The organism is Pantoea sp. QMID4, from assembly GCF_030270445.1.
Taxonomy (GTDB): domain Bacteria; phylum Pseudomonadota; class Gammaproteobacteria; order Enterobacterales; family Enterobacteriaceae; genus Pantoea; species Pantoea vagans.
Genome location: NZ_BSXL01000002.1, coordinates 68,147 through 88,056 on the forward strand (window position 1 = coordinate 68,147; position 19,910 = coordinate 88,056).

Sequence of the window (19,910 nt, forward strand, 5' to 3'; positions counted from 1 at the left end):
TCTCCAGAGGGCTTGCAGGCGAGAACCTCACGACAGGGCGCGGATTCAGCTGGTTATAATTTTTGTGACTAGCGAAACAGACTGCGTAGGGCGGGTGTGGCGGGAAGCGATCTTCCCGCCGGACAGCATGCGCTTAAGGCATTTTGATCGACTGTTTCTCCTCAAGCAGTTTTTCGACAACGCCAGGATCGGCGAGGGTAGAAGTGTCCCCCAGGTTACTGGTATCGCCGGTGGCAATTTTGCGCAGAATACGGCGCATGATTTTGCCGGACCGGGTTTTCGGCAGTGAGTCGGTCCAGTGCAGCACATCAGGCGTGGCGATCGGGCCAATCTCTTTGCGGACCCACTGACGCACCTCGGTATAGAGCTCCGGCGACGGCTCTTCGCCGTGATTCAGCGTGATATAGGCGTAAATCGCCTGGCCTTTAATGCTGTGCGGGATCCCGACCACGGCCGCTTCGGCAATTTTAGGATGCGACACCAGCGCCGATTCAATTTCGGCAGTGCCAAGACGGTGACCGGATACGTTGAGCACGTCATCGACACGTCCGGTGATCCAGTAGTAGCCATCTTCATCGCGACGGGCACCGTCACCACTGAAGTAGACGTTTTTAAAGGTAGAGAAGTAGGTCTGCTCGAAACGGTCATGGTCGCCAAAGAGGGTGCGCGCCTGTCCCGGCCAGGACTCGGTGATCACCAGATTGCCTTCACAGGCACCTTCCTGCGGCTGACCTTCGTTATCCACCAGCGCCGGTTGCACACCAAAGAACGGTCGGGTGGCAGAACCCGCTTTCAGTTCGGTCGCACCCGGCAATGGCGTGATCATGAAGCCACCGGTTTCGGTCTGCCACCAGGTATCCACTATCGGACAGCGGCTGTTACCGATTTTTTTGTAGTACCACTCCCAGGCTTCCGGGTTAATTGGCTCACCGACCGATCCCATAATGCGCAGACTGCTGCGATCGGTACCTTCAATGGCCTTGTCCCCTTCCGCCATCAGCGCACGGATGGCGGTGGGTGCGGTGTAGAGCAGGGTGACTTTATGTTTATCGACCACTTCCGCCATACGGCCCGGCGTTGGCCAGTTCGGCACCCCTTCAAACATCAGCGTGGTGGCACCACACGCCAGCGGGCCATAAACCAGATAGCTGTGCCCTGTTACCCAGCCGACATCGGCGGTGCACCAGTAGATGTCATCCTGATGGTAATCAAAAACGAACTTAAAGGTGGTGGCGGCATAGACCAGATAACCGCCGGTGGTATGCAGCACCCCTTTGGGTTTGCCGGTGGAGCCGGAGGTATAAAGGATAAACAGCGGATCTTCCGCGCCGACTTCGGCTGCAGAGTGGTTGGTGCTGGCGTCCCGCATCAGCTCATGCCACCACCGATCGCGACCGTCAACCCAGCCCACATCTTTAGCGGTGCGCTGGAACACCACCACGTTTTTCACGCTGGTGACATTCGGGTTTTTTAACGCGTCATCGACATTTTTCTTCAGCGGAATGCTGCGACCGGCGCGGATCCCTTCATCGGCGGTAATCACCAGCGAGGCGCTGGAGTCGACGATGCGGCCAGCGACCGCTTCCGGTGAAAAGCCGCCAAAGATCACGGAGTGAACGGCACCGATACGCGCACAGGCCAGCATCGCCACCGCCGCCTCCGGCACCATCGGCATGTAGATGGCCACCACGTCGCCTTTTTTCACTTCCAGCAACTCAAGCACATTGGCGAAGCGACAGACTTCAGCGTGCAGCTGGCGGAAGGTCAGGGTTTTGCTTTCGCTGGCGTCGTCGCCTTCCCAGATAATCGCCGGGTGATCGCCGCGCGTCGCTAAATGACGGTCAAGGCAGTTTGCCGCCAGGTTGAGCGTGCCATCTTCGTACCAGCGAATATTAATGTTACCTGGCGCAAACGAGCAATTTTTCACCTTGCTGTAAGGTTTAATCCAGTCAAGGATTTTGCCCTGTTCGCCCCAGAAACTGTCTGGATCGTCGACAGATTGCTGATACATCGCCTGGTACTGTTCAGCCGTAATCAGGGTGTTTGCTGCAATGTTCTCTGGAACGGGATGTTTGTGTATTTGGCTCATGGCGGATCTCCTTGGAGATGTTAATGATATGTCAATCAATGGTTAATTGAAGCCTGCACCCTGGCTTTGTTTCTTTTTTGCGCCACAGATCACGAGATAAACCTCTTTGGGAGAAGCGTGAAGCCGTTCTGATATTTCCGGTTAACTCTCTGGCGACGAGGGGGAATTAAGAAGAGGTGCTATCCAGGATTAGGCTGGATAAAAAGCAAGCAAACGCGCCGGACGCGTTTTTAACCAACTCTGCATAGCTATGCGGAAATTCATCTAAGTATTACTTTTCATAACAGCAGGTTAGGGATTTTTATTTCCGGCAGCACTTTATGCTACTCAGGTGGCTAACTTTTAATCGGTTTCGCCAGGGGTTGCATTTACCACAGTGAAAATGGTACTTATCTCGCCCCTGTTCTGCAGGTATCAACTCAGACCGCGTCTGAAAATGGGTATGGGAATCATCAGATTTTCATACGAGGCGCTGTTTCTAAACACCCTCTAATTTACCGGGCTTTTTGCTCACTCCCTGTGTGTATTGTCTTCTGCACCTTCGCAGTAGAGAGAAACGGGTTTTGACTGAGGAAATTACGCGTTATGAAAGGTTTTAAAATCAGCCTGGCCTGGCAGATTCTGACAGCCCTGGTGCTCGGCATCGTTGTGGGTGCTGTGTTGCATAATCAGCCAGACAATCGTGAATGGTTAGTCACCAACATTCTCAGTCCCGCAGGCGATATCTTTATTCATCTTATCAAGATGATTGTGGTACCGATTGTGATTTCATCCCTGATAGTCGGCATCGCTGGCGTGGGTGATGCAAAGAAGCTGGGACGCATCGGCGTCAAAACGATTCTCTACTTTGAAGTGATCACCACCATTGCCATTGTGGTCGGTATTACGCTGGCCAACGTATTTCAGCCCGGCACCGGCATTGATATGTCAACGCTGGCAACGGTGGACATCTCTAAATATGAAGCCACAACGGCAGAGGTACAGGGCGGTCCGCACAGCCTGGTGACCACCATTCTGTCGCTAATCCCGCAGAATATTTTCGCCTCTATGGCGAAGGGCGACATGCTGCCGATTATCTTCTTCTCGGTGCTGTTTGGCTTAGGCCTGTCGTCACTGCCGTCAGAACAGCGCGATCCGCTGGTGAACCTGTTCCGTGGTATCTCTGAAGCAATGTTTAAAGTGACGCACATGATCATGCGTTACGCGCCGGTCGGTGTGTTCGCGCTGATTGCGGTGACGATTGCTAACTTCGGTTTTGCCTCGCTGTGGCCGCTGGCTAAGCTGGTTCTGCTGGTTTACGCGGCGATTCTGTTCTTCGCCTTTGTGGTGCTGGGCGGGGTAGCGCGCTTCTGTAAGCTGCGCATTACCACGCTGATGCGCATCCTGAAAGATGAGCTGATTCTCTCTTACTCCACATCCAGCTCGGAAACCGTGTTGCCGCGCATTATGGAGAAGATGGAAGCCTACGGCGCGCCGAAAGCGATCACCAGCTTCGTAGTGCCGACCGGTTATTCATTTAACCTGGATGGTTCAACGCTGTATCAGAGCATCGCGGCGATCTTTATTGCGCAGCTTTATGGCATTGACCTGTCGCTAACCGATGAGATTGTGCTGGTTCTGACGCTGATGGTGACCTCGAAAGGGATCGCTGGCGTGCCAGGCGTATCCTTCGTGGTGCTGCTGGCTACGCTGGGCAGCGTCGGCATTCCGCTGGAAGGTCTGGCGTTTATCGCCGGTGTTGACCGCATCATGGATATGGCGCGTACCGCGCTGAACGTGGTCGGTAACGCGCTGGCAGTGCTGGTGATTGCCCGCTGGGAAAATCAGTTCGATGCCGAACAGGCGAAAGCGTATGAGCTGCAGCTGCGGACGCAGACAGCAAGCTGAGAACAGCGCTAACGTAAAAAAGGGCTCAACGAAAGTTGGGCCCTTTTTGTTTATGTGGCTTAGTTCCTACAGGGTCGATAGGGCAGAAATCAAAGACCAGCATTTGTGCCGTTCAGCCGGACACAAAGGGTGACTGCGTAAAGTCGGCGTAAACCTATCCCTGGGGCCTCAGCCGCCGGTTTACTCACCTCATGGATGAAATGCGTAATCGCGTGGGCCAGGCGCCATGCATGTATGACGAATGTGTCTTTACGATTGGGTGAACCTTTTCTGACTCGCCCGGATTTCAAAGCAACTCCGTTCAAATACGCTGCGCCTGAGCCAGCATGCACAGCGATCAAGCGCCGAATGCCAGACATCAATCACCTGGCACGATCCTCGCAACTTGACCTACCCCGCATCCATTGAAAAAAGATCTCACCCAATGAATTAATCATTCTTTATAATAGTAGGTATTTTGAATAAATTATTCCTTGCCGGAGCCCGCTATGAAACTCGACCTTAGCCAGATGATTACCGAAGGCCGCAATCCGGCCAGCCGGAACATTGATGAACTCACCACCGAAGCGATGCTGCGCGTCATTAATGATGAAGATAAAAAGGTGGCGCTGGCGGTTGAGGCCATCGTGCCGCAGATCGCCGCTGCCGTTGACGCCATCTGCGCTGCGTTTAAGGCGGGTGGGCGATTAATCTATTGTGGTGCGGGCACCTCCGGACGACTCGGCATCCTTGATGCCAGCGAATGCCCGCCCACCTTTGGTACACCCCGCGAGCAGGTCATCGGCCTGATTGCCGGCGGTCATACCGCCATACTCCAGGCGGTCGAAAATGCCGAAGATAACCGGGAGCAGGGCGCGCAGGATCTGAAAGATATCCACTTCAGCCGCCACGATGTGCTGGTGGGTATCGCCGCCAGCGGTCGCACACCTTATGTGCTGGGCGCGCTGGCTTATGCTAACGAGCTTGGCGCAACCACCGTGTCGCTCACCTGCAATCCCGGCAGCGCCATGTCACAGGTCGCTGCGATTGCGCTCACACCGGTAGTCGGCCCGGAAGTGGTCACCGGCTCCTCACGGATGAAAGCGGGCACGGCGCAAAAACTGGTGCTCAACATGCTCACCACCGGCTCAATGATCCGCAGCGGAAAAGTCTACGGCAACCTGATGGTTGATGTGGAAGCCACTAATCAGAAACTGGTGCAGCGCCAGATCAACATTGTCATGCAGGCCACGGACTGTGATGACGCGACCGCCAGCGCCGCGCTTACCGCCTGCGGCGGCCACTGCAAAACTGCGATTCTGATGGTGCTGGCTGACCTGGCCGCCGATGAGGCGAAAGCGCTGCTCAGTCAGCATCAGGGCTTTATCCGTCAGGCTCTGAAGACCGCGGGAGCACGCTAATGGCGAACATCACCGAGGCACTGTTGCGTGACATCCTGCAGGCGGTCGGTGGCGCGCAAAATATCGCGGCCTGTGGTCACTGCATGACACGGCTCCGCCTGACACTGAATCAGCCGGAGCCGGTTGACCTGGCAAGATTAAAAAGCCTGCCGGGCGTGCTGGGCGTTATCAACAGCGAGGCGCAGTTACAGATTGTGCTGGGGCCAGGCAAAGCGCAAACCGCCGCCGAGGGGATGCAGAGCCTGATGGCGCAGGGCGATACCGCGTCAGCACCGCGGAGCGAAACAGCAGAACTCAGCCAGCGGGCGGCGCAGCAGAAGCAGCAGCTAAAGGCGAAACAGACCAGCGGCGTGCATCAGTTCCTGTCACGCTTCGCCACCATTTTCACCCCGCTGATCCCGGGCTTCATCGGCGCGGGACTGCTATTGGGCTTTGCCACGCTGATTGAGCAAAGCCTTCACCTCAATGCGCCCGGCGATCATGCGCCCTGGTTGCTGCACACCGTGGCGTACATGAAAGTGTTCGGCAAAGGGCTGTTCACCTTTCTCAGCATCCTGATCGGCTACAACGCGCAAAAAGCCTTTGGCGGCAGCGGCGTCAATGGTGCCATCATCGCTTCACTGTTTGTGCTCGGCTATGTGCCCACGGCCACCACCGGCTACTACAGCGGCATGGAGAGCTTCTTTGGCCTGACGATCGACCCGCGCGGCAACATTATTGGTGTGCTGATGGCGGCGATTATCGGGGCGTGGATTGAGAGACAACTGCGCAAAATCATTCCCGACAACCTCGATATGATCCTGACTTCGCTGTTTACGCTGGTGATTACCGGGGCCATTACCTATCTGCTCATCATGCCGCTGGGTGGTGAACTGTTTAAGGGAATGTCGTGGCTGTTTATCCACCTCAATAACAATCCCTTTGGCTGTGCGCTGCTGGCCGGGTTTTTCCTGATCGCGGTGATGTTCGGCATCCATCAGGGTTTTATTCCGGTTTACTTTGCGCTGATGGAAACGCAGGGGTTTAACTCGCTGTTCCCGATTCTGGCGATGGCGGGCGCAGGGCAGGTCGGCGCATCACTGGCGCTGTGGTGCAAAGCCGAAAAAGGGGCGCTGCTGCGTGCGCAGATCAAAGGTGCCATTGTGCCCGGCCTGCTGGGCGTCGGAGAACCGCTGATCTACGGCGTCACGCTGCCGCGCTTCAAACCCTTTATCACCGCCTGCGGTGGCGGGGCGCTGGGTGGTTTCTTTATCGGGCTGGTAGCGTGGCTGGGTTTGCCGGTCGGGATGAATACGGTATTCGGCCCTTCGGGCCTGGTCACGCTGCCGCTGATGACCTCCAGCCAGGGGATCTTCGCCGGTATGGCGGTTTACCTTGCCGGGCTGATGGTGGCGTGGAGCGGCGGATTCCTGCTCACCTGGTGGTTTGGTACCCGGAATGTCGACCTCAGCTAGCCGATTGCCGGAATCCTCAAGTCCGGCTAACGGATGAATAATCACTCAAAAATGTGAAAGCCGCTGCAAAGCGGCTTTTTTATTGCCAGTAATTTAACTTAATCGCTAAAGAGTAGGCGGACGCATGCCGAAAACATAAAAAAAGGTAATCGTTATTTCTCAGCCCACAGTTTTCACGCTGGCACGCAGACTGTCACGTGCAGGACGTCGGGTCTTCAAGGACTTTTGATGCGCAACAACCAGCCTGTCTCTCAGCGTGAATATCAGTTTGACGATCATGCGACACTCATGTCGACCACCGATCTCAACAGCCACATCACTTATGCCAACGACGCGTTCATTGAAGCGAGTGGATTCTCTGCCGACGAGATTAACGGCCAGCCGCATAACATGGTGCGTCATCCCGATATGCCACCAGAAGCGTTTGCCGACATGTGGGCGACGCTGAAACAGGGTGAACCCTGGACTGCACTGGTTAAGAACCGCCGTAAAAATGGCGATCACTATTGGGTGCGGGCTAATGCCATTCCGGTGGTGCGCGACGGTAAAGTGCAGGGCTATATGTCAGTACGCACCAAACCCACGGCAGAGGAAGTCCGTCAGACCGAAGCGCTCTATCAGGATTTTCGTGAAGGCCGGGTCAGAAGGCGACGTTTTCACAAAGGCCTGCTGGTTCGCAGCGGCTGGCGTCGTCCCGCCTCCATCCTGAAAACGCTGCCCCTGCGCTGGCGGATCCGCAGTACGCTGCTGGCGTTACTGCCCCTCTCGGTGGCAGGCGTCTGGGCGCTGGGCATGACGCACGCAGCACTGGCCGGCTTTGCTGCAGGCATGGCGGCGCTACTCACATTGAGCAGTCTGTGGCTGGAGCAGCAGATTTCACGCCCTATCGAGCGGATGTGCAAACAGGCGCTGAGCGTGGCGACTGGTGCGAGTCACCAGGTTGAGCAGATAGATCGCGTTGATGAGGTCGGCGTCACGCTGCGCGCTATCGGTCAGCTCGGATTGATGTTCCGCTGGCTGGTGGATGATGTCAGCGGTCAGGCGATCAACGTGCTGAGCGCCAGCGACGCCATTGCCCGCAGCAATAACGAACTGAGTCGTCGCACCGAGCAGGCCGCGGCCAACGTACAGCAGACTGCAGCCACCATGAACGAAATGACCGCCACGGTGAAGAGCAATACTGAAACGGCGAATGAGGTGAATACCCTTTCAGCTGACACCAGCCAGGCTGCCAGCAAAGGCGGTGAAGTAATGACCGAGATGATGGGCATGATGGGCGAAATTGCTGACAGTTCAAAGCGGATTGCCAATATTACCAGCGTTATTGACGGCATTGCATTCCAGACCAACATTCTGGCGCTGAACGCCGCAGTAGAAGCGGCACGGGCCGGTGAGCAGGGCAAAGGGTTTGCGGTAGTTGCAGGCGAAGTCCGTAGCCTCGCACAGCGCAGCGCCAAAGCCGCCAGCGAAATCAAAATGCTGGTCGAAACCAGCGCCAGCCGCGTTCAGTCGGGCAATGAGCACGCCAGCGCGGCTGGCCGGACGATGCAGGATATCGTGTCACAGGTACAGAATGTGACTGCTCTGATTGCTCAGATCAGCGCCGCCACGGCCGAACAGGCGACCGCGCTCAGCGAAGTCAGTTCAGCGGTGGAAGATCTTGATGACATCACCCACCAGAACGCCGCCCGCGTAACAGAAAGCGCCGAGGCTTCCGGTCGCATGACCCATCAGGCTAACCGGCTGGTGGAAGCGATCAGCGTGTTTCGTTAAGAGATCAGATTACGAGGCAAGCGCCTGCGTGCCGTCGCGTCCGGCACGCAGCGCGCCTGGCGACTGCCCGACAATCCGCTTGAAGGCACGACTGAACGCCGCAATCGAGCCGTAGCCGAGATGATAAGCGACGGCTTCCACCGCTTCGCCATTGTTTACAATCCGCTGCACCGCCAGCCGCATCCGCAATTCGGTCAGATATCGCAGCGGCGTCATGCCGGTAGCCGTGAGAAAACGTCCGGCGAACACCGAACGCGAACAGCCTGCCACGCTGGCGAGTCGCGCCACCGTCCAGTTTTCGCCCGGCTCCCGATGCATCGCGGCAATCGCCTGGCTCAGACGCGGATCGCGCATCGCCTGCACCAGCCCGCTACGCTGGCCGCAGCCGTTCTCTACCCAGCCGCGAACTATCAGCGCGGCAACCACATCTGCCAGACGCGACAGAATCCCGGCAAAGCCCGCCTGGCGGGTCCGCGATTCCCGCTCCATCGCCCCGAGAATCGGCTGAATCTCCGGGTACTGCGACAGCAGCGTACTCACCAGCAGCACATCCGGCATGGTGTTGATCAGCGGTTGCATGCCGCCAAGCTCAAACGCCATGCAACCGCTGAACAGCAGCACACTGTGCTCGTCATCACAGGCATCTTCCGGTGCAGCAATCGCACAGACGCTGTCGCAAATCGGCTTACTCGCCATGTTCTTAATACACTGGCAGTCCGCCTCCTCACTGGAGATCAGGCTGTGCGGCTTACCGTGCGGCACCAGCAGCGCATCACCGCTGTTGAGCTGAAACAGTTCGCCGGAGGCGCTGCGCACCAGCAGTGAGCCGCGCCCGACAAAGTGAAACTGCGCCCGCCCCGGCGCGTGCTCATAATGCAGCCCGAACGGCGCGCTTACCGCGATACGCTGATAGTTCACGCCATACAGACGCATTCCCATCAGCAGCTCACTGGTCAGATCTCCATAGTGGCTCATACGATTCCAGACGAATTATCAAAAATGAAGGTGTAAGCATCATAGATCGTCCTGACGCTCCACTCTATGCTCTCACTCACTTTTTTATTTTCCGGAGAAGCAGCATGAGTCTGACAACCGAAGTGGCTGATGAGGTTTCCTCGCCGACCCGTCCCGCCAGGGGCGCGGTATTTGCTATGGCGTTTGGGGTGTTCAGCCTGATTACCGCCGAATTTTTACCTGTGAGTCTGCTGACGCCAATGGCCCACAGCCTGGGCGTTTCAGAAGGGCAGGCGGGACAGACCGTCACCATCACCGCGCTGGTGGCGCTGTTTACCAGTCTGGTTACCGGCAGCGTCACGCGGCGCATCGATCGCCGCATCGTCATGCTGGTGTTCTCGCTATTGCTGATCGCCTCGGCGCTGATGGTGGCGTTTGCGGCTGACCTGACGGTGATCCTGCTGGCGCGGGTACTGCTGGGGATGGCCATTGGCGGCTTCTGGACGCTCTCAACGGCCATCACCATGCGTCTGGTACCCACCGATCAGGTACCGCGTGCGCTCTCTATTGTCTTCAGCGGGATCTCGCTGGCGACGATTATCGCCACGCCACTTGGCAGCTATCTCGGTGGACTGGTGGGCTGGCGCAACATCTTTATGCTGACCGCCGGACTGGGTGCGGTGGCGCTGCTGTGGCAGTTCTTTACCCTGCCCGCCATGCCAGCAGAGAACAAAGCCCGCAACGGCGGCGTGCTGGCGCTCCTGCGTATCGGCGTGATGCGCTGGGGCATGCTGGCGGTGATCATGATGTTTACCGGCCACTTCGCTTTCTTCACCTATCTGCGTCCATTCCTGGAAGGCGTTGCACAGCTCAACCTTAATCAGCTGTCGCTGGCGCTGCTCGCCTTTGGCGTGGCGAACTTCTTTGGTACCTCTCTGGCGGGTTTCCTGGTCACCCGCAGCGTATCGCTGACGCTGAGCGGGATGGCGCTGTTAATGAGTGTCACGGCGCTGATGCTGGTGAGCTTTGGCGATGTCAGCTGGATGGTAGGCGCAGGCGTGGCAATCTGGGGGATGGCATTTGGTTCGATGCCAACCGGCTGGTCAACCTGGATTTCGCGCGCGGTGCCGGATGACGCGGAATCGGGCGGCGGGTTACTGGTCGCCACCATTCAACTGGCGATTACCGTCGGCGCAGCAGCGGGCGGCTGGATGTTTGACCTGCGCGGAGCAGGCGGCGTGTTCGTTGCCAGTGGCGTGCTGATGCTGCTGGCTGCACTGACCATCTTCACGCGGGTGCGGCATCACGGTTAAACTTCTGAGGGCAGCGCATTATGCTGCCTTTTTTTATGGAAGTGGTTTATTAACCTTTTGAGCGATAACTGTGCGATACGTGCTTTTTATGTTCAGTTTTACTGAAAGAGATAAGCAAAACCCTCCGCTTTTTACTGATCAGCATCCGGACTAATATATCTATCAACAAGGCAGCACGCCTTACCTGATAAAAATTAACCGAGGAATTGACCATGAAATCTATCAAAAATTTTGCAGCTGTTATCGCGCTTTCTGTTCTGCCATTCGCCAGCTTCGCGCAATCTGTGACTGCTATCGACTCTACGCTGGATGGTGCAGAAGCAAAAATTGCTGCACAGGCGCAGGAAGCTGGTGCTTCATATAAAATCACTGAAGCTTACACCAACAATGGCGTTCACATGACCGCTGAGCTGCTGAAATAAAACGTTTTACCCTCTTGTGCTGACAGGACGCCTCCGGGCGTCCTGGCTTCGTTTCTCCGCGAATAATCCTGTCCCTTTCCTTCATAAATAATTATCATTCTCAAAAAAACATAAATCAGCCTGTGCGTCAGGCCTTTCTGGTTGCCATGTCGGGCTTTCTTATCACTGCGTCTGCAGTGGATTAACTCTGGAGAAGTTATGAAAGCGATTACCATTACGCGCCGGACCCTGCGTCCGCTGTTACTGGCTACGGCCCTGTTCTCTGCCTCAGGATGGCTGGCAGCGCAGGCGGCGGATCTTAATCAGTCCGTGGGTAAAGGTGTTTATGAACTGGCGGTCAGCCCGAAAGACAACGCGCTGTTCGTGGCGACAGCGCAAAACAGCAGCGGTAACGGCGGCACGGTTTTCCGTCTCGACCCGTCTACGCTGGCGGTACAGCAGGCAATCAACACTGAGCTGAAATCGTTTGGTGCGGCAATCAATCCACAAACCAACGTGCTTTATATTGGTAATACCGTAAACGGTTCGGTCACTGCTATTGATGCCAGTAGCGGTAAGGTACTGAATACGCTGGTGCTGGATAGCCGTCCGCGCAGTGAGACCGTGCGTCCGCTGCAGCCGCGCCAGGTGGCGGTTGATGCGAAAACTAACCGGGTTTATATCACAGGACTGGGACCGCAGAGCGTGGTCTGGGTGGTTGATGGCAGCACGATGAAGCTTGTCAGCACCATTCCGAATACCGGCAAAATGGGCACCGGTCTGGCTGTGGATGCCGACGCGCAAAAGGTCTACGTCACCAATGCGGATGGCGAACTGGTCACGATCAATGCGCGTACAAATGCGGTTGAGAAGAAGCAGAAGATTGACAGCAATAAAGCGCACTTCTTCCTGAACATTGCGCTGGATACGCGTGGTCAGCGCGCTTTCCTGACAGATTCAAAGCAGGCGCAGGTGCTGGTTGTGGATCTGCGTAATCAGCAGGTCATTCAGCGAATTGATGTGCCTGAATCGCTGGCGGTGTTGTTCAATGCGCAGCGTGATGAGCTTTATGTTACCCATCGCAAAGCCGGTGAAGTCAGCATCATCGACGCCAGCAGCTATAAGGTGAAGCGCACGGTAAAAACCCCGGCATTGCCTAACAGCCTTGCGCTCTCGGCGGATGGTAAGGTGCTGTACGTCAGCGTAAAACAGCCGGGCTCGCGCAAGGAACCGCCAAAAAATCCTGACAGCGTAATGCGTATTGCGCTGTAAGTAATCCCTCTTCCTCTCCAGCCAGAGAGGAAGAGTCTTCCCCTGAACCGCTAAACCTCTTCCGATGCCTCGCGCATCATCTCATCATGCGGCACATCGTCCAGAATCTGTTCAAAGCTGCGCAGACGTTTGTAGATCGACATCAGCTCGATCAGCGTTGACCAGGAGGCGATCAGATACTGGAACGAGCCGCGCACCTGATCAAACACGTTTGTGATCTGGTTGAGTAAGCCCAGCGTGATGGTGCCTGCCACAATCGACGGGAACAGCAGGAACAGACCAAACACGTTATCGACCTGCAGATAGAGAATGCGGGTGATGTTGAAGTAGAGATAGTGGAAGTAGAGACGGAAGTAGTTAACCCGCACCCGACTGAATAGCTCCTGCACTGTCTGTGGCTGTGCACGATCGGCATTGTCTTCGCCGTAGACCAGCTCTTTACGGTATGCAGCTTCAACCCGCTGATTACGAAACTCCAGACCCGGTAGCTTAATTCCGACCAGCGCCAGCAAGCCGGTGCCGAACACAGACCAGAGCACCGCTGCAATCACCAGCGCGTAAGGAATATTGCCGAGGATCGGGATATCTTTCACGTGATGTGACAGCGCCACCAGCACCGGCAAAAACGCCACCAGCGTCATAATCGCCTGAATAAAACTGACACCCCAGTTTTCCAGCGTAGTTGCAAACCGCATGGTGTCTTCCTGCACACGCTGTGCGGCACCTTCCACATGACGCAGACGCTGCCAGTTATGCATGTAATAGTTATTCATGGCGGTACGCCAGCGGAAAACCCAGTGGCTGATAAAGAAGGAGTTGAGAACGCCAATCACCACCGCGATTAATGCGATGCCGAGAAAAGAGATAACCTCATGGTAAAACTCTGCAATCTGCACCGATCCCGCTTTGGTCAGGGCTTTCTGAATCAGGTCATAGAACGGACCATACCAGGCATTAATGGCCACGCCAACCTGTACACCAAACCAGGTGACAAAGATAATCAGCGCGGAACCCCACACTGACCAGCGTTGCCACGGATGCGCATCAATCAGCCGCCAGGCCAGGGCAAAAATGGCTACCATGATCCAGTAATAGAGATAAAACCAGATCTGACTCACGGCGATAAAACGTGCCGCGGTGGTCGGTAAAGGTTGTTTCATTGCCGTTTCAAAAGTCGGCCACATGCCGGGCAGATGTGCGGCAAAGCCGAACCAGGCAAAAATCGCTACTAAGCTCCAGACAGCCGCAGAGCTGAAAAACAGCGCTGGCCGCGGAAAAAAAGACTTAAACATAGGCACTCCGCTGTTGTGTGTTGCCTGTTATAACGTTTTTGGCGGGTCGCTGTCTGTAGTCTGTTGTTTCTGCTCATGACAGGACGGTGATAGATGTTAATGAAATTGTGCGGTTTTGTTTCGTGGAACTAAATATTTGTGAATGGCAGTGTTACAATAGGGTTTTTTGTTACCGGTAACAAAAATCTGTCACCCTGAATTTGCTTATAAAAACCATTACAACGCAACCCTCTACTTTTTCATACCGCCACTCAGTGCGGTAATGAGGCAATGTCATGTCAGAACAAAAAAAGGGTCATTCACGCAGGGATTTCTTGCTGAAGACTATCACCCTGGCGCCTGCAATGGCGGTAGGTTCCACAGCGATGGGCGCGCTCTCCCTGCCGCTCGCTGCGCAGGCGGCTGAAACCCCGGCGGGTCCACAGCAGGCGCGTGACTACCAGCCAGCCTGGTTTACCGCCGAAGAGTTTGCCTTTATTACTGCTGCCGTAGCCCGCCTGATCCCCAGCGATGAACGCGGGCCGGGTGCGCTGGAAGCCGGCGTGCCGGAGTTTATCGATCGTCAGATGAATACGCCGTATGCCACGGGTTCAAACTGGTATATGCAGGGGCCGTTTAATCCCGATCTGCCGAAAGAGCTGGGCTATCAGCTACCGCTGGTACCGCAGCAGATCTATCGTCTTGGTCTGGCCGATGCCGACAGTTACAGCAAACAGCAGCACGGCAAGGTTTTCGCCCAGATTAGTGGCGACCAGCAGGATGCCCTGTTGCAGGCGATGGAAAGTGGCAGCGCGGCATTCAGTCAGTTGCCATCAAAAGTCTTCTTCAGCTTCCTGCTGCAGAACACCCGCGAAGGTTTTTTCAGCGATCCCATCCATGGCGGGAATCAGGGCATGGTCGGCTGGAAGCTGATCAACTTCCCTGGCGCACGCGCCGACTTTATGGACTGGGTAGAGCGGGGTGAACGGTATCCGTTCCCGTCAGTGTCGATTCGCGGGGAGAGAAGCTAAGCATGGCAAACGAAATGAAAAAAGTGGATGCGGTGATAGTCGGCTTCGGCTGGGCAGGCGCGATTATGGCGAAAGAGCTGACCGAAGCGGGCCTTAACGTGCTGGCGCTGGAACGCGGACCGCATCGCGACACCTATCCTGATGGCTCTTATCCGCAGTCAATTGATGAGCTGACCTATAACATCCGCAAAAAGCTGTTTCAGGATCTCTCTAAAAGCACCGTCACCATTCGTCATGACGCCTCGCAGACGGCCGTTCCCTATCGCCAGCTGGCTGCGTTTCTGCCTGGCACGGGTACTGGCGGCGCGGGCCTGCACTGGTCCGGCGTCCATTTCCGTGTCGATCCGGTTGAACTGCGGATGCGCAGCCATTACGAAGAGCGCTACGGCAAGAACTTCATCCCGGAAGGCATGACGATTCAGGATTTTGGCGTCAGCTACGATGAGCTGGAGCCGTTTTTCGACAAAGCAGAAAAAGTTTTTGGCACCTCCGGCAGCGCCTGGAGCATCAAGGGGAAAGTGGTTGGCAAAGATAAAGGCGGCAATCCGTTTGCGCCGGATCGCTCCGATAACTTCCCGCTACCCGCGCAGAAGCGCACCTATTCGTCACAGCTGTTTGCTCAGGCGGCCGGGTCGGTTGGTTATCACCCTTACGATCTGCCGTCCGCCAATACTTCGGGTCCTTATACCAACACCTATGGCGCGCAGATGGGGCCGTGCAATTTCTGCGGTTACTGCAGCGGCTACGCCTGCTACATGTATTCCAAAGCATCGCCTAACGTCAACATCCTGCCCGCGCTGCGCCAGGAGCCGAAGTTTGAGCTGCGCAACAACTCGTATGTACTGCGGGTCAATCTCAGCGATGACAAAACGCGCGCAACCGGCGTGACCTATGTGGATGGTCAGGGTCGTGAGCAGGTTCAGCCTGCTGATCTGGTGATCCTCTCCGCTTTCCAGTTCCATAATGTTCACCTGATGCTGCTGTCAGGCATTGGTAAACCGTACAATCCGATCACCAATGAAGGCACCGTAGGCCGCAACTTCGCCTATCAGAACCTCTCAACGCTCAAGGCGCTGTTTGATAAAAACACGACCACTAATCCGTTTATCGGCGCAGGTGGTGCGGGCGTGGCGATTGATGATTTCAACGCAGACAACTTCGACCACGGGCCGCTGGGCTTTGTCGGCGGTTCGCCATTCTGGGTTAACCAGGCAGGTACCAAACCGATCTCCGGTCTGCCAGTCCCCGCGGGTACACCTGACTGGGGCAGCAAATGGAAAGCGGCGGTGGCGGATACCTACACCCATCACCTGTCAATGGATGCACACGGCGCGCACCAGTCCTATCGCGCCAACTACCTCGATCTCGATCCTAACTACAAAGATGCCTATGGACAGCCGCTGCTGCGTATGACTTTTGACTGGCAGGATAACGACATCAAAATGGCGCAGTTTATGGTCGGCAAGATGCGCAATATCGCGGAAGCGATGAATCCGAAGATGATCATCGGCGGCGCGAAAAAGCCGGGCACCCATTTTGACTCGACGGTGTATCAGACCACCCACATCAGTGGCGGAGCGATCATGGGCGACGATCCTAAAACCAGTGCGGTGAACCGTTATCTGCAAAGCTGGGACGTGCCGAATGTGTTTGTGCCGGGCGCATCCGCCTTCCCGCAGGGACTGGGCTACAACCCGACCGGCATGGTAGCGGCGCTGACCTACTGGTCAGCCAAAGCGATTCGCGAACACTACCTGAAAAACCCCGGCCCACTGGTGCAGGCATAAGGAGATGGCGATGAAGAATGGCATTCTGGCTCTGATTCTTGGCTCCCTGTCGTTCACCGCACTGGCGGACAGCAGCCAGGACGATCTGGTCAAACGGGGTGAATATCTGGCGCGCGCCGGTGACTGTGTAGCCTGCCACACCAGCAAAGGCGGCGCGTCGTTTGCCGGTGGCCTGGCGATGGCGACACCCATTGGTACCATCTACTCCACCAATATCACGCCCGATCGCGACAGCGGCATTGGCGAATACAGCTATGACGATTTCCAGAAAGCGGTACGTCATGGTGTGGCAAAAAATGGCGATACGCTCTATCCGGCGATGCCATTCCCCTCCTATGCGGTGGTCAGCGATGAGGATATGAAGGCGCTTTACGCTTACTTTATGCATGGCGTCGCGGCGGTTAAGCAGCCAAACCGGGAGAGCGACATTCCCTGGCCGCTGTCGATGCGCTGGCCGCTGGCGATCTGGCGCGGCATTTTTGCGCCCGACGTAAAAGCGTTCCAGCCTGCCGCGCAGGAAGATCCGGTGCTGGCACGGGGTCGCTATCTGGTTGAAGGACTGGGTCACTGTGGCGCCTGTCACACGCCGCGCAGCATCACCATGCAGGAGAAGGCGCTGACTAACGAGGAGGGCAGCGACTATCTGGCAGGCAGCAGCGCGCCAATTGATGGCTGGACCGCCAGCAACCTGCGCGGCGATAACCGTGACGGGCTGGGTCGCTGGAGCGAAGAGGACCTGCGTCAGTTCCTGCGTTATGGTCGTAACGATCAGACCGCTGCGTTCGGTGGTATGACCGATGTAGTGGAACACAGTCTGCAGCATCTGAGCGAGTCCGATATCACCGCCATTGCACGCTATCTGAAGTCGCTGGGCGCAAAAGACCCGCATCAGGCGGCGTTCAGTGTGGATGATGCCACGGCAAAAGCGCTGTGGCGTGGCGATGACAGCCAGACCGGTGCGGCGGCCTACGTCGACAGCTGTGCGGCGTGCCATAAAACCGATGGCAGCGGCTATAAACGCTTTTATCCGGCACTGCGCGGTAATCCGGTCGTGATGGCAGAGGATCCGACCTCGCTGATCCATATCGTGCTGGTGGGTGGACAGTTGCCTGGCGTCAATGGTGCGCCGTCGACCATCACCATGCCGGCCTTCGGCTGGCGTCTTAACGATCAGCAGGTAGCGGACGTCGTGAACTTCGTGCGCAACAGCTGGGGCAACAAGGTGTCGGAGCCGGTCAGCGCGAAACAGGTCGCGGCGCTGCGTAAAGATGAGAAAGATCGGCTGGGCAGTGCGGATATCCGGGTGCTGGAAGGCAAGTAACCGGCAGTAAAAAAGGCCGTCGTCATCAGGGTGACGGCCTTTTTCTTTAAATATTCTCCAGATCGATGCCGCGCGTTTTCGGCCCGTATATCCCCACCGACAGCATCACCATCACCATGCTTAGTACGATAAAGGTAATCACGCCTGGCGTTCCTGCGTACTGCAATATCACCCCAATGAGAATACTGCTGAAGACCGTTGAGAGGCGGCTGAAGGAGTAGCAGAAGCCGACTGCCCGTGCCCGGATGTGGGTGGGGAAAATCTCGGTCTGATAGGCATGGAAGCTGAAGGTCAGCCAGGCATTTGACCAGGTGATCAGGAAGCCGCACAGAATCAGTAATACTGGCTGCGTCTGGAAGGCAAAGAGCGTACCAAACACCACCGTCATCAGCGACGACAGGACGATTTGCCACTTATTCTCCAGCCTGTCGGCGTAGCGGCTGCAGATCAGCGATCCCAGCGGATAGGCCAGCGTGATGAAGAAAGCATAGAGCAGGCTGTGCGTCACCGTGGCACCACGTCCTGACAGCAGTGCAGGCAGCCAGTTACCAAAGCCGAAAAAGCCAATCGCCTGGAAGACGTTCATCACCACCAGCATCAGGGTGCGCTTGCGGTAAGCGGGCGACCAGATCTCACTGAAACGTCCCTTTTTGGGCAGTTGCGCCGCTGCATCCTCAGCTGAAAACGCGGGCCCGGCCGGGATGCCGCAGCGTTGCTCCATCACCGACAGCACTTCATGCGCCTCCTGATGACGCCCCTGCTGCGCCAGCCAGCGTGCTGACTCTGGCAGATTTCTGCGTACCAGCCAGATCACCAGCGAACAGACCGCGCCCGCGATCACTACCCAGCGCCAGCCTTCCAGACTGAGCAGCGTTTGCGGAATCAGCCACCAGGACATCAGCGCCACCGATGGCACCGACAAAAACTGCACGAAAAAGGAGAAGGCAAAAGCGCGGCTGCGCAGATGGCTCGGCACCCATTCCGACAGGTAAGTATCAATGGTCACCAGTTCGACGCCCAGCCCGATTCCCACCAGGAAGCGGAACAGAATGATCATTTCCGCGCTCTGCTGGAACGCCATCAGCAGCGAAAACAGCCCGTACCACAGCAGCGCACACATAAAGGTCAGACGGCGGCCAAAGCGATCAGCGTAGGGGGCCAGCAGGCTGGCACCGAAAAACAGACCCAGGAAGGTGGCCGAGGCGAACGCCGCCTGATCGGAGAAACCCAGCACGCCCGCCGCGCCGGTGTGGAATACGCCCGCCGACAGCAGGCCGGTGCTGATATACCCGGTTTCAAACAGATCATAAAGCTCAAAAAAACCGCCCAGCGCCAGCAGCGTAATAAAGCGCCATAATCCGGCGCAAGAGGGCAGCGCATCAACGCGCGTGGCTAAGCTGTTACGGGCCGCCGATGAAGCGTGCATCGGCGGCAGGCTGGTCGAAGTGGTGGTCATATCAGCGTGAACCTCAGGCAGTGTGGATACGACTCGCAGCCGGTCAGTGGCTTATTAAAAGAGTTAACCGTTAGCAAGCGAAGAAATAGCAGAATAATCAATTCATCTGCCGTTGCCGAGAGCGTCGTTGCTGACGATTTAGCAATGTACGTTGCAGGTTTTGCCATCCGTGACGGGCGTACTCCGGCAGCGGCGACCAGGGCAGCATCTGCATTCAGCAAACGCCGGGCTGCCTCACAGGCCGGTCATGCGGCAGCCGGCCCGCATGGATACAAATGGCGTCTCTGCGCTCGCATAGGCCTGCTTTGTGACATCGTCTTCCCGAATGCGGAAAAAGCTGAGCTGAAGAAGCTGACACAATCAGGGAAAGATGAGGGGTAACGTACGTTTTTTTAACGAGCTGAAAGCATCGCTGGAAGAAGCTGTTGAGATCAAAAACGGCGTCCGGGTGCCTGGTTGTGTTGCCCGCTATGCAGTGGCCGACGTAAAGACTATCCGGAA

14 protein-coding genes and 1 pseudogene are annotated in these 19,910 nt (G+C 56.5%); 11 read left to right on the forward strand and 4 right to left on the reverse strand.

What is annotated here, in order from left to right:
- Positions 1 to 133: 133 nt before the first annotated feature.
- Positions 134 to 2,089 carry an acetate--CoA ligase gene (gene acs / locus QSK07_RS05170; RefSeq protein ID WP_275220242.1) on the reverse strand — a complete coding sequence of 652 codons (1,956 nt, stop codon included), beginning with the start codon at positions 2,087 to 2,089 and terminating at the stop codon, positions 134 to 136.
- A gap of 585 nt (positions 2,090 to 2,674) precedes the next feature.
- On the opposite strand from acs, the gene gltP reads away from it, so the two are divergent.
- The 4 genes from gltP (at position 2,675) to QSK07_RS05190 (ending at position 8,603) form a co-directional block, all read left to right on the forward strand.
- Positions 2,675 to 3,976: a glutamate/aspartate:proton symporter GltP gene (gltP, locus tag QSK07_RS05175; RefSeq protein WP_013359809.1), complete on the forward strand. Its 1,302-nt coding sequence runs from the start codon at positions 2,675 to 2,677 to the stop codon at positions 3,974 to 3,976.
- Between the two features lie 488 nt (positions 3,977 to 4,464).
- Positions 4,465 to 5,376 carry an N-acetylmuramic acid 6-phosphate etherase gene (murQ, locus tag QSK07_RS05180; RefSeq protein WP_098051766.1) on the forward strand — a complete coding sequence of 304 codons (912 nt, stop codon included), beginning with the start codon at positions 4,465 to 4,467 and terminating at the stop codon, positions 5,374 to 5,376.
- Positions 5,376 to 6,830, forward strand: coding sequence for a PTS N-acetylmuramic acid transporter subunit IIBC (murP, locus tag QSK07_RS05185; protein WP_285721028.1), 1,455 nt, complete (start codon positions 5,376 to 5,378; stop codon positions 6,828 to 6,830). Before murQ ends, murP begins: the two co-directional genes overlap by 1 nt.
- A 228-nt stretch (positions 6,831 to 7,058) precedes the next feature.
- Positions 7,059 to 8,603, forward strand: a complete 1,545-nt coding sequence (locus QSK07_RS05190; RefSeq protein ID WP_285721029.1) for a methyl-accepting chemotaxis protein — start codon at positions 7,059 to 7,061, stop codon at positions 8,601 to 8,603.
- Between the two features lie 9 nt (positions 8,604 to 8,612).
- Here QSK07_RS05190 and QSK07_RS05195 read toward each other — a convergent pair whose 3' ends face one another.
- On the reverse strand, positions 8,613 to 9,578 hold the full coding sequence (locus tag QSK07_RS05195) for an AraC family transcriptional regulator (protein WP_285721030.1): 966 nt from the start codon (positions 9,576 to 9,578) through the stop codon (positions 8,613 to 8,615).
- A 104-nt stretch (positions 9,579 to 9,682) separates the two neighbouring features.
- On the opposite strand from QSK07_RS05195, the gene QSK07_RS05200 reads away from it, so the two are divergent.
- The 3 genes from QSK07_RS05200 to yncE all read left to right on the forward strand — a co-directional run bounded on the left by QSK07_RS05200 (position 9,683) and on the right by yncE (position 12,543).
- Positions 9,683 to 10,870 carry an MFS transporter gene (locus QSK07_RS05200; protein WP_285721031.1) on the forward strand — a complete coding sequence of 396 codons (1,188 nt, stop codon included), beginning with the start codon at positions 9,683 to 9,685 and terminating at the stop codon, positions 10,868 to 10,870.
- Between the two features lie 212 nt (positions 10,871 to 11,082).
- Positions 11,083 to 11,292: a YdgH/BhsA/McbA family protein gene (locus QSK07_RS05205; RefSeq protein WP_098051761.1), complete on the forward strand. Its 210-nt coding sequence runs from the start codon at positions 11,083 to 11,085 to the stop codon at positions 11,290 to 11,292.
- A gap of 198 nt (positions 11,293 to 11,490) precedes the next feature.
- A complete protein-coding gene (gene yncE / locus QSK07_RS05210) occupies positions 11,491 to 12,543 on the forward strand; it encodes a 7-bladed beta-propeller protein YncE (protein ID WP_285721032.1) in 1,053 nt (350 codons plus the stop codon).
- A gap of 50 nt (positions 12,544 to 12,593) precedes the next feature.
- On the opposite strand, the gene sbmA is transcribed toward yncE, so the two are convergent.
- Positions 12,594 to 13,835: a peptide antibiotic transporter SbmA gene (sbmA, locus tag QSK07_RS05215; protein ID WP_098051759.1), complete on the reverse strand. Its 1,242-nt coding sequence runs from the start codon at positions 13,833 to 13,835 to the stop codon at positions 12,594 to 12,596.
- Positions 13,836 to 14,110: 275 nt separating this feature from the next.
- On the opposite strand from sbmA, the gene QSK07_RS05220 reads away from it, so the two are divergent.
- From QSK07_RS05220 to QSK07_RS05230, 3 genes are read left to right on the forward strand one after another with little or no spacing between them, the layout of a single operon-like run.
- Positions 14,111 to 14,845 (forward strand): gluconate 2-dehydrogenase subunit 3 family protein, encoded by a 735-nt coding sequence (locus tag QSK07_RS05220; protein WP_098051758.1) that lies wholly within the window; start codon positions 14,111 to 14,113, stop codon positions 14,843 to 14,845.
- Positions 14,846 to 14,847: 2 nt separating this feature from the next.
- Complete coding sequence (locus tag QSK07_RS05225) at positions 14,848 to 16,632, forward strand: GMC family oxidoreductase (protein ID WP_098051757.1); 1,785 nt, start codon at positions 14,848 to 14,850, stop codon at positions 16,630 to 16,632.
- Positions 16,633 to 16,642: 10 nt separating this feature from the next.
- Entirely contained in the window at positions 16,643 to 17,953 is a 1,311-nt protein-coding gene (locus QSK07_RS05230) for a c-type cytochrome (RefSeq protein WP_285721033.1), read from the forward strand.
- A 46-nt stretch (positions 17,954 to 17,999) separates the two neighbouring features.
- On the opposite strand, the gene QSK07_RS05235 is transcribed toward QSK07_RS05230, so the two are convergent.
- Positions 18,000 to 19,409 carry an MFS transporter gene (locus QSK07_RS05235; protein WP_285721034.1) on the reverse strand — a complete coding sequence of 470 codons (1,410 nt, stop codon included), beginning with the start codon at positions 19,407 to 19,409 and terminating at the stop codon, positions 18,000 to 18,002.
- 370 nt (positions 19,410 to 19,779) lie between these two features.
- On the opposite strand from QSK07_RS05235, the pseudogene QSK07_RS05240 reads away from it, so the two are divergent.
- Positions 19,780 to 19,908: pseudogene (locus tag QSK07_RS05240) on the forward strand (NadS family protein); the annotation flags it as partial.
- Positions 19,909 to 19,910 lie beyond the last annotated feature (2 nt).

Excerpts from the sequence above, each read along its gene's own strand:
- sbmA (WP_098051759.1), bottom strand. The coding sequence starts at position 13,835 with ATGTTTAAGTCTTTTTTTCCGCGGCCAGCGCTGTTTTTCAGCTCTGCG.
- QSK07_RS05195 (WP_285721030.1), bottom strand. The coding sequence starts at position 9,578 with ATGAGCCACTATGGAGATCTGACCAGTGAGCTGCTGATGGGAATGCGT.
- QSK07_RS05225 (WP_098051757.1), top strand. The coding sequence starts at position 14,848 with ATGGCAAACGAAATGAAAAAAGTGGATGCGGTGATAGTCGGCTTCGGC.
- QSK07_RS05190 (WP_285721029.1), top strand. The coding sequence starts at position 7,059 with ATGCGCAACAACCAGCCTGTCTCTCAGCGTGAATATCAGTTTGACGAT.
- acs (WP_275220242.1), bottom strand. The coding sequence starts at position 2,089 with ATGAGCCAAATACACAAACATCCCGTTCCAGAGAACATTGCAGCAAAC.
- QSK07_RS05235 (WP_285721034.1), bottom strand. The coding sequence starts at position 19,409 with ATGACCACCACTTCGACCAGCCTGCCGCCGATGCACGCTTCATCGGCG.
- yncE (WP_285721032.1), top strand. The coding sequence starts at position 11,491 with ATGAAAGCGATTACCATTACGCGCCGGACCCTGCGTCCGCTGTTACTG.
- QSK07_RS05205 (WP_098051761.1), top strand. The coding sequence starts at position 11,083 with ATGAAATCTATCAAAAATTTTGCAGCTGTTATCGCGCTTTCTGTTCTG.
- gltP (WP_013359809.1), top strand. The coding sequence starts at position 2,675 with ATGAAAGGTTTTAAAATCAGCCTGGCCTGGCAGATTCTGACAGCCCTG.
- murQ (WP_098051766.1), top strand. The coding sequence starts at position 4,465 with ATGAAACTCGACCTTAGCCAGATGATTACCGAAGGCCGCAATCCGGCC.
- QSK07_RS05200 (WP_285721031.1), top strand. The coding sequence starts at position 9,683 with ATGAGTCTGACAACCGAAGTGGCTGATGAGGTTTCCTCGCCGACCCGT.
- murP (WP_285721028.1), top strand. The coding sequence starts at position 5,376 with ATGGCGAACATCACCGAGGCACTGTTGCGTGACATCCTGCAGGCGGTC.
- QSK07_RS05230 (WP_285721033.1), top strand. The coding sequence starts at position 16,643 with ATGAAGAATGGCATTCTGGCTCTGATTCTTGGCTCCCTGTCGTTCACC.
- QSK07_RS05220 (WP_098051758.1), top strand. The coding sequence starts at position 14,111 with ATGTCAGAACAAAAAAAGGGTCATTCACGCAGGGATTTCTTGCTGAAG.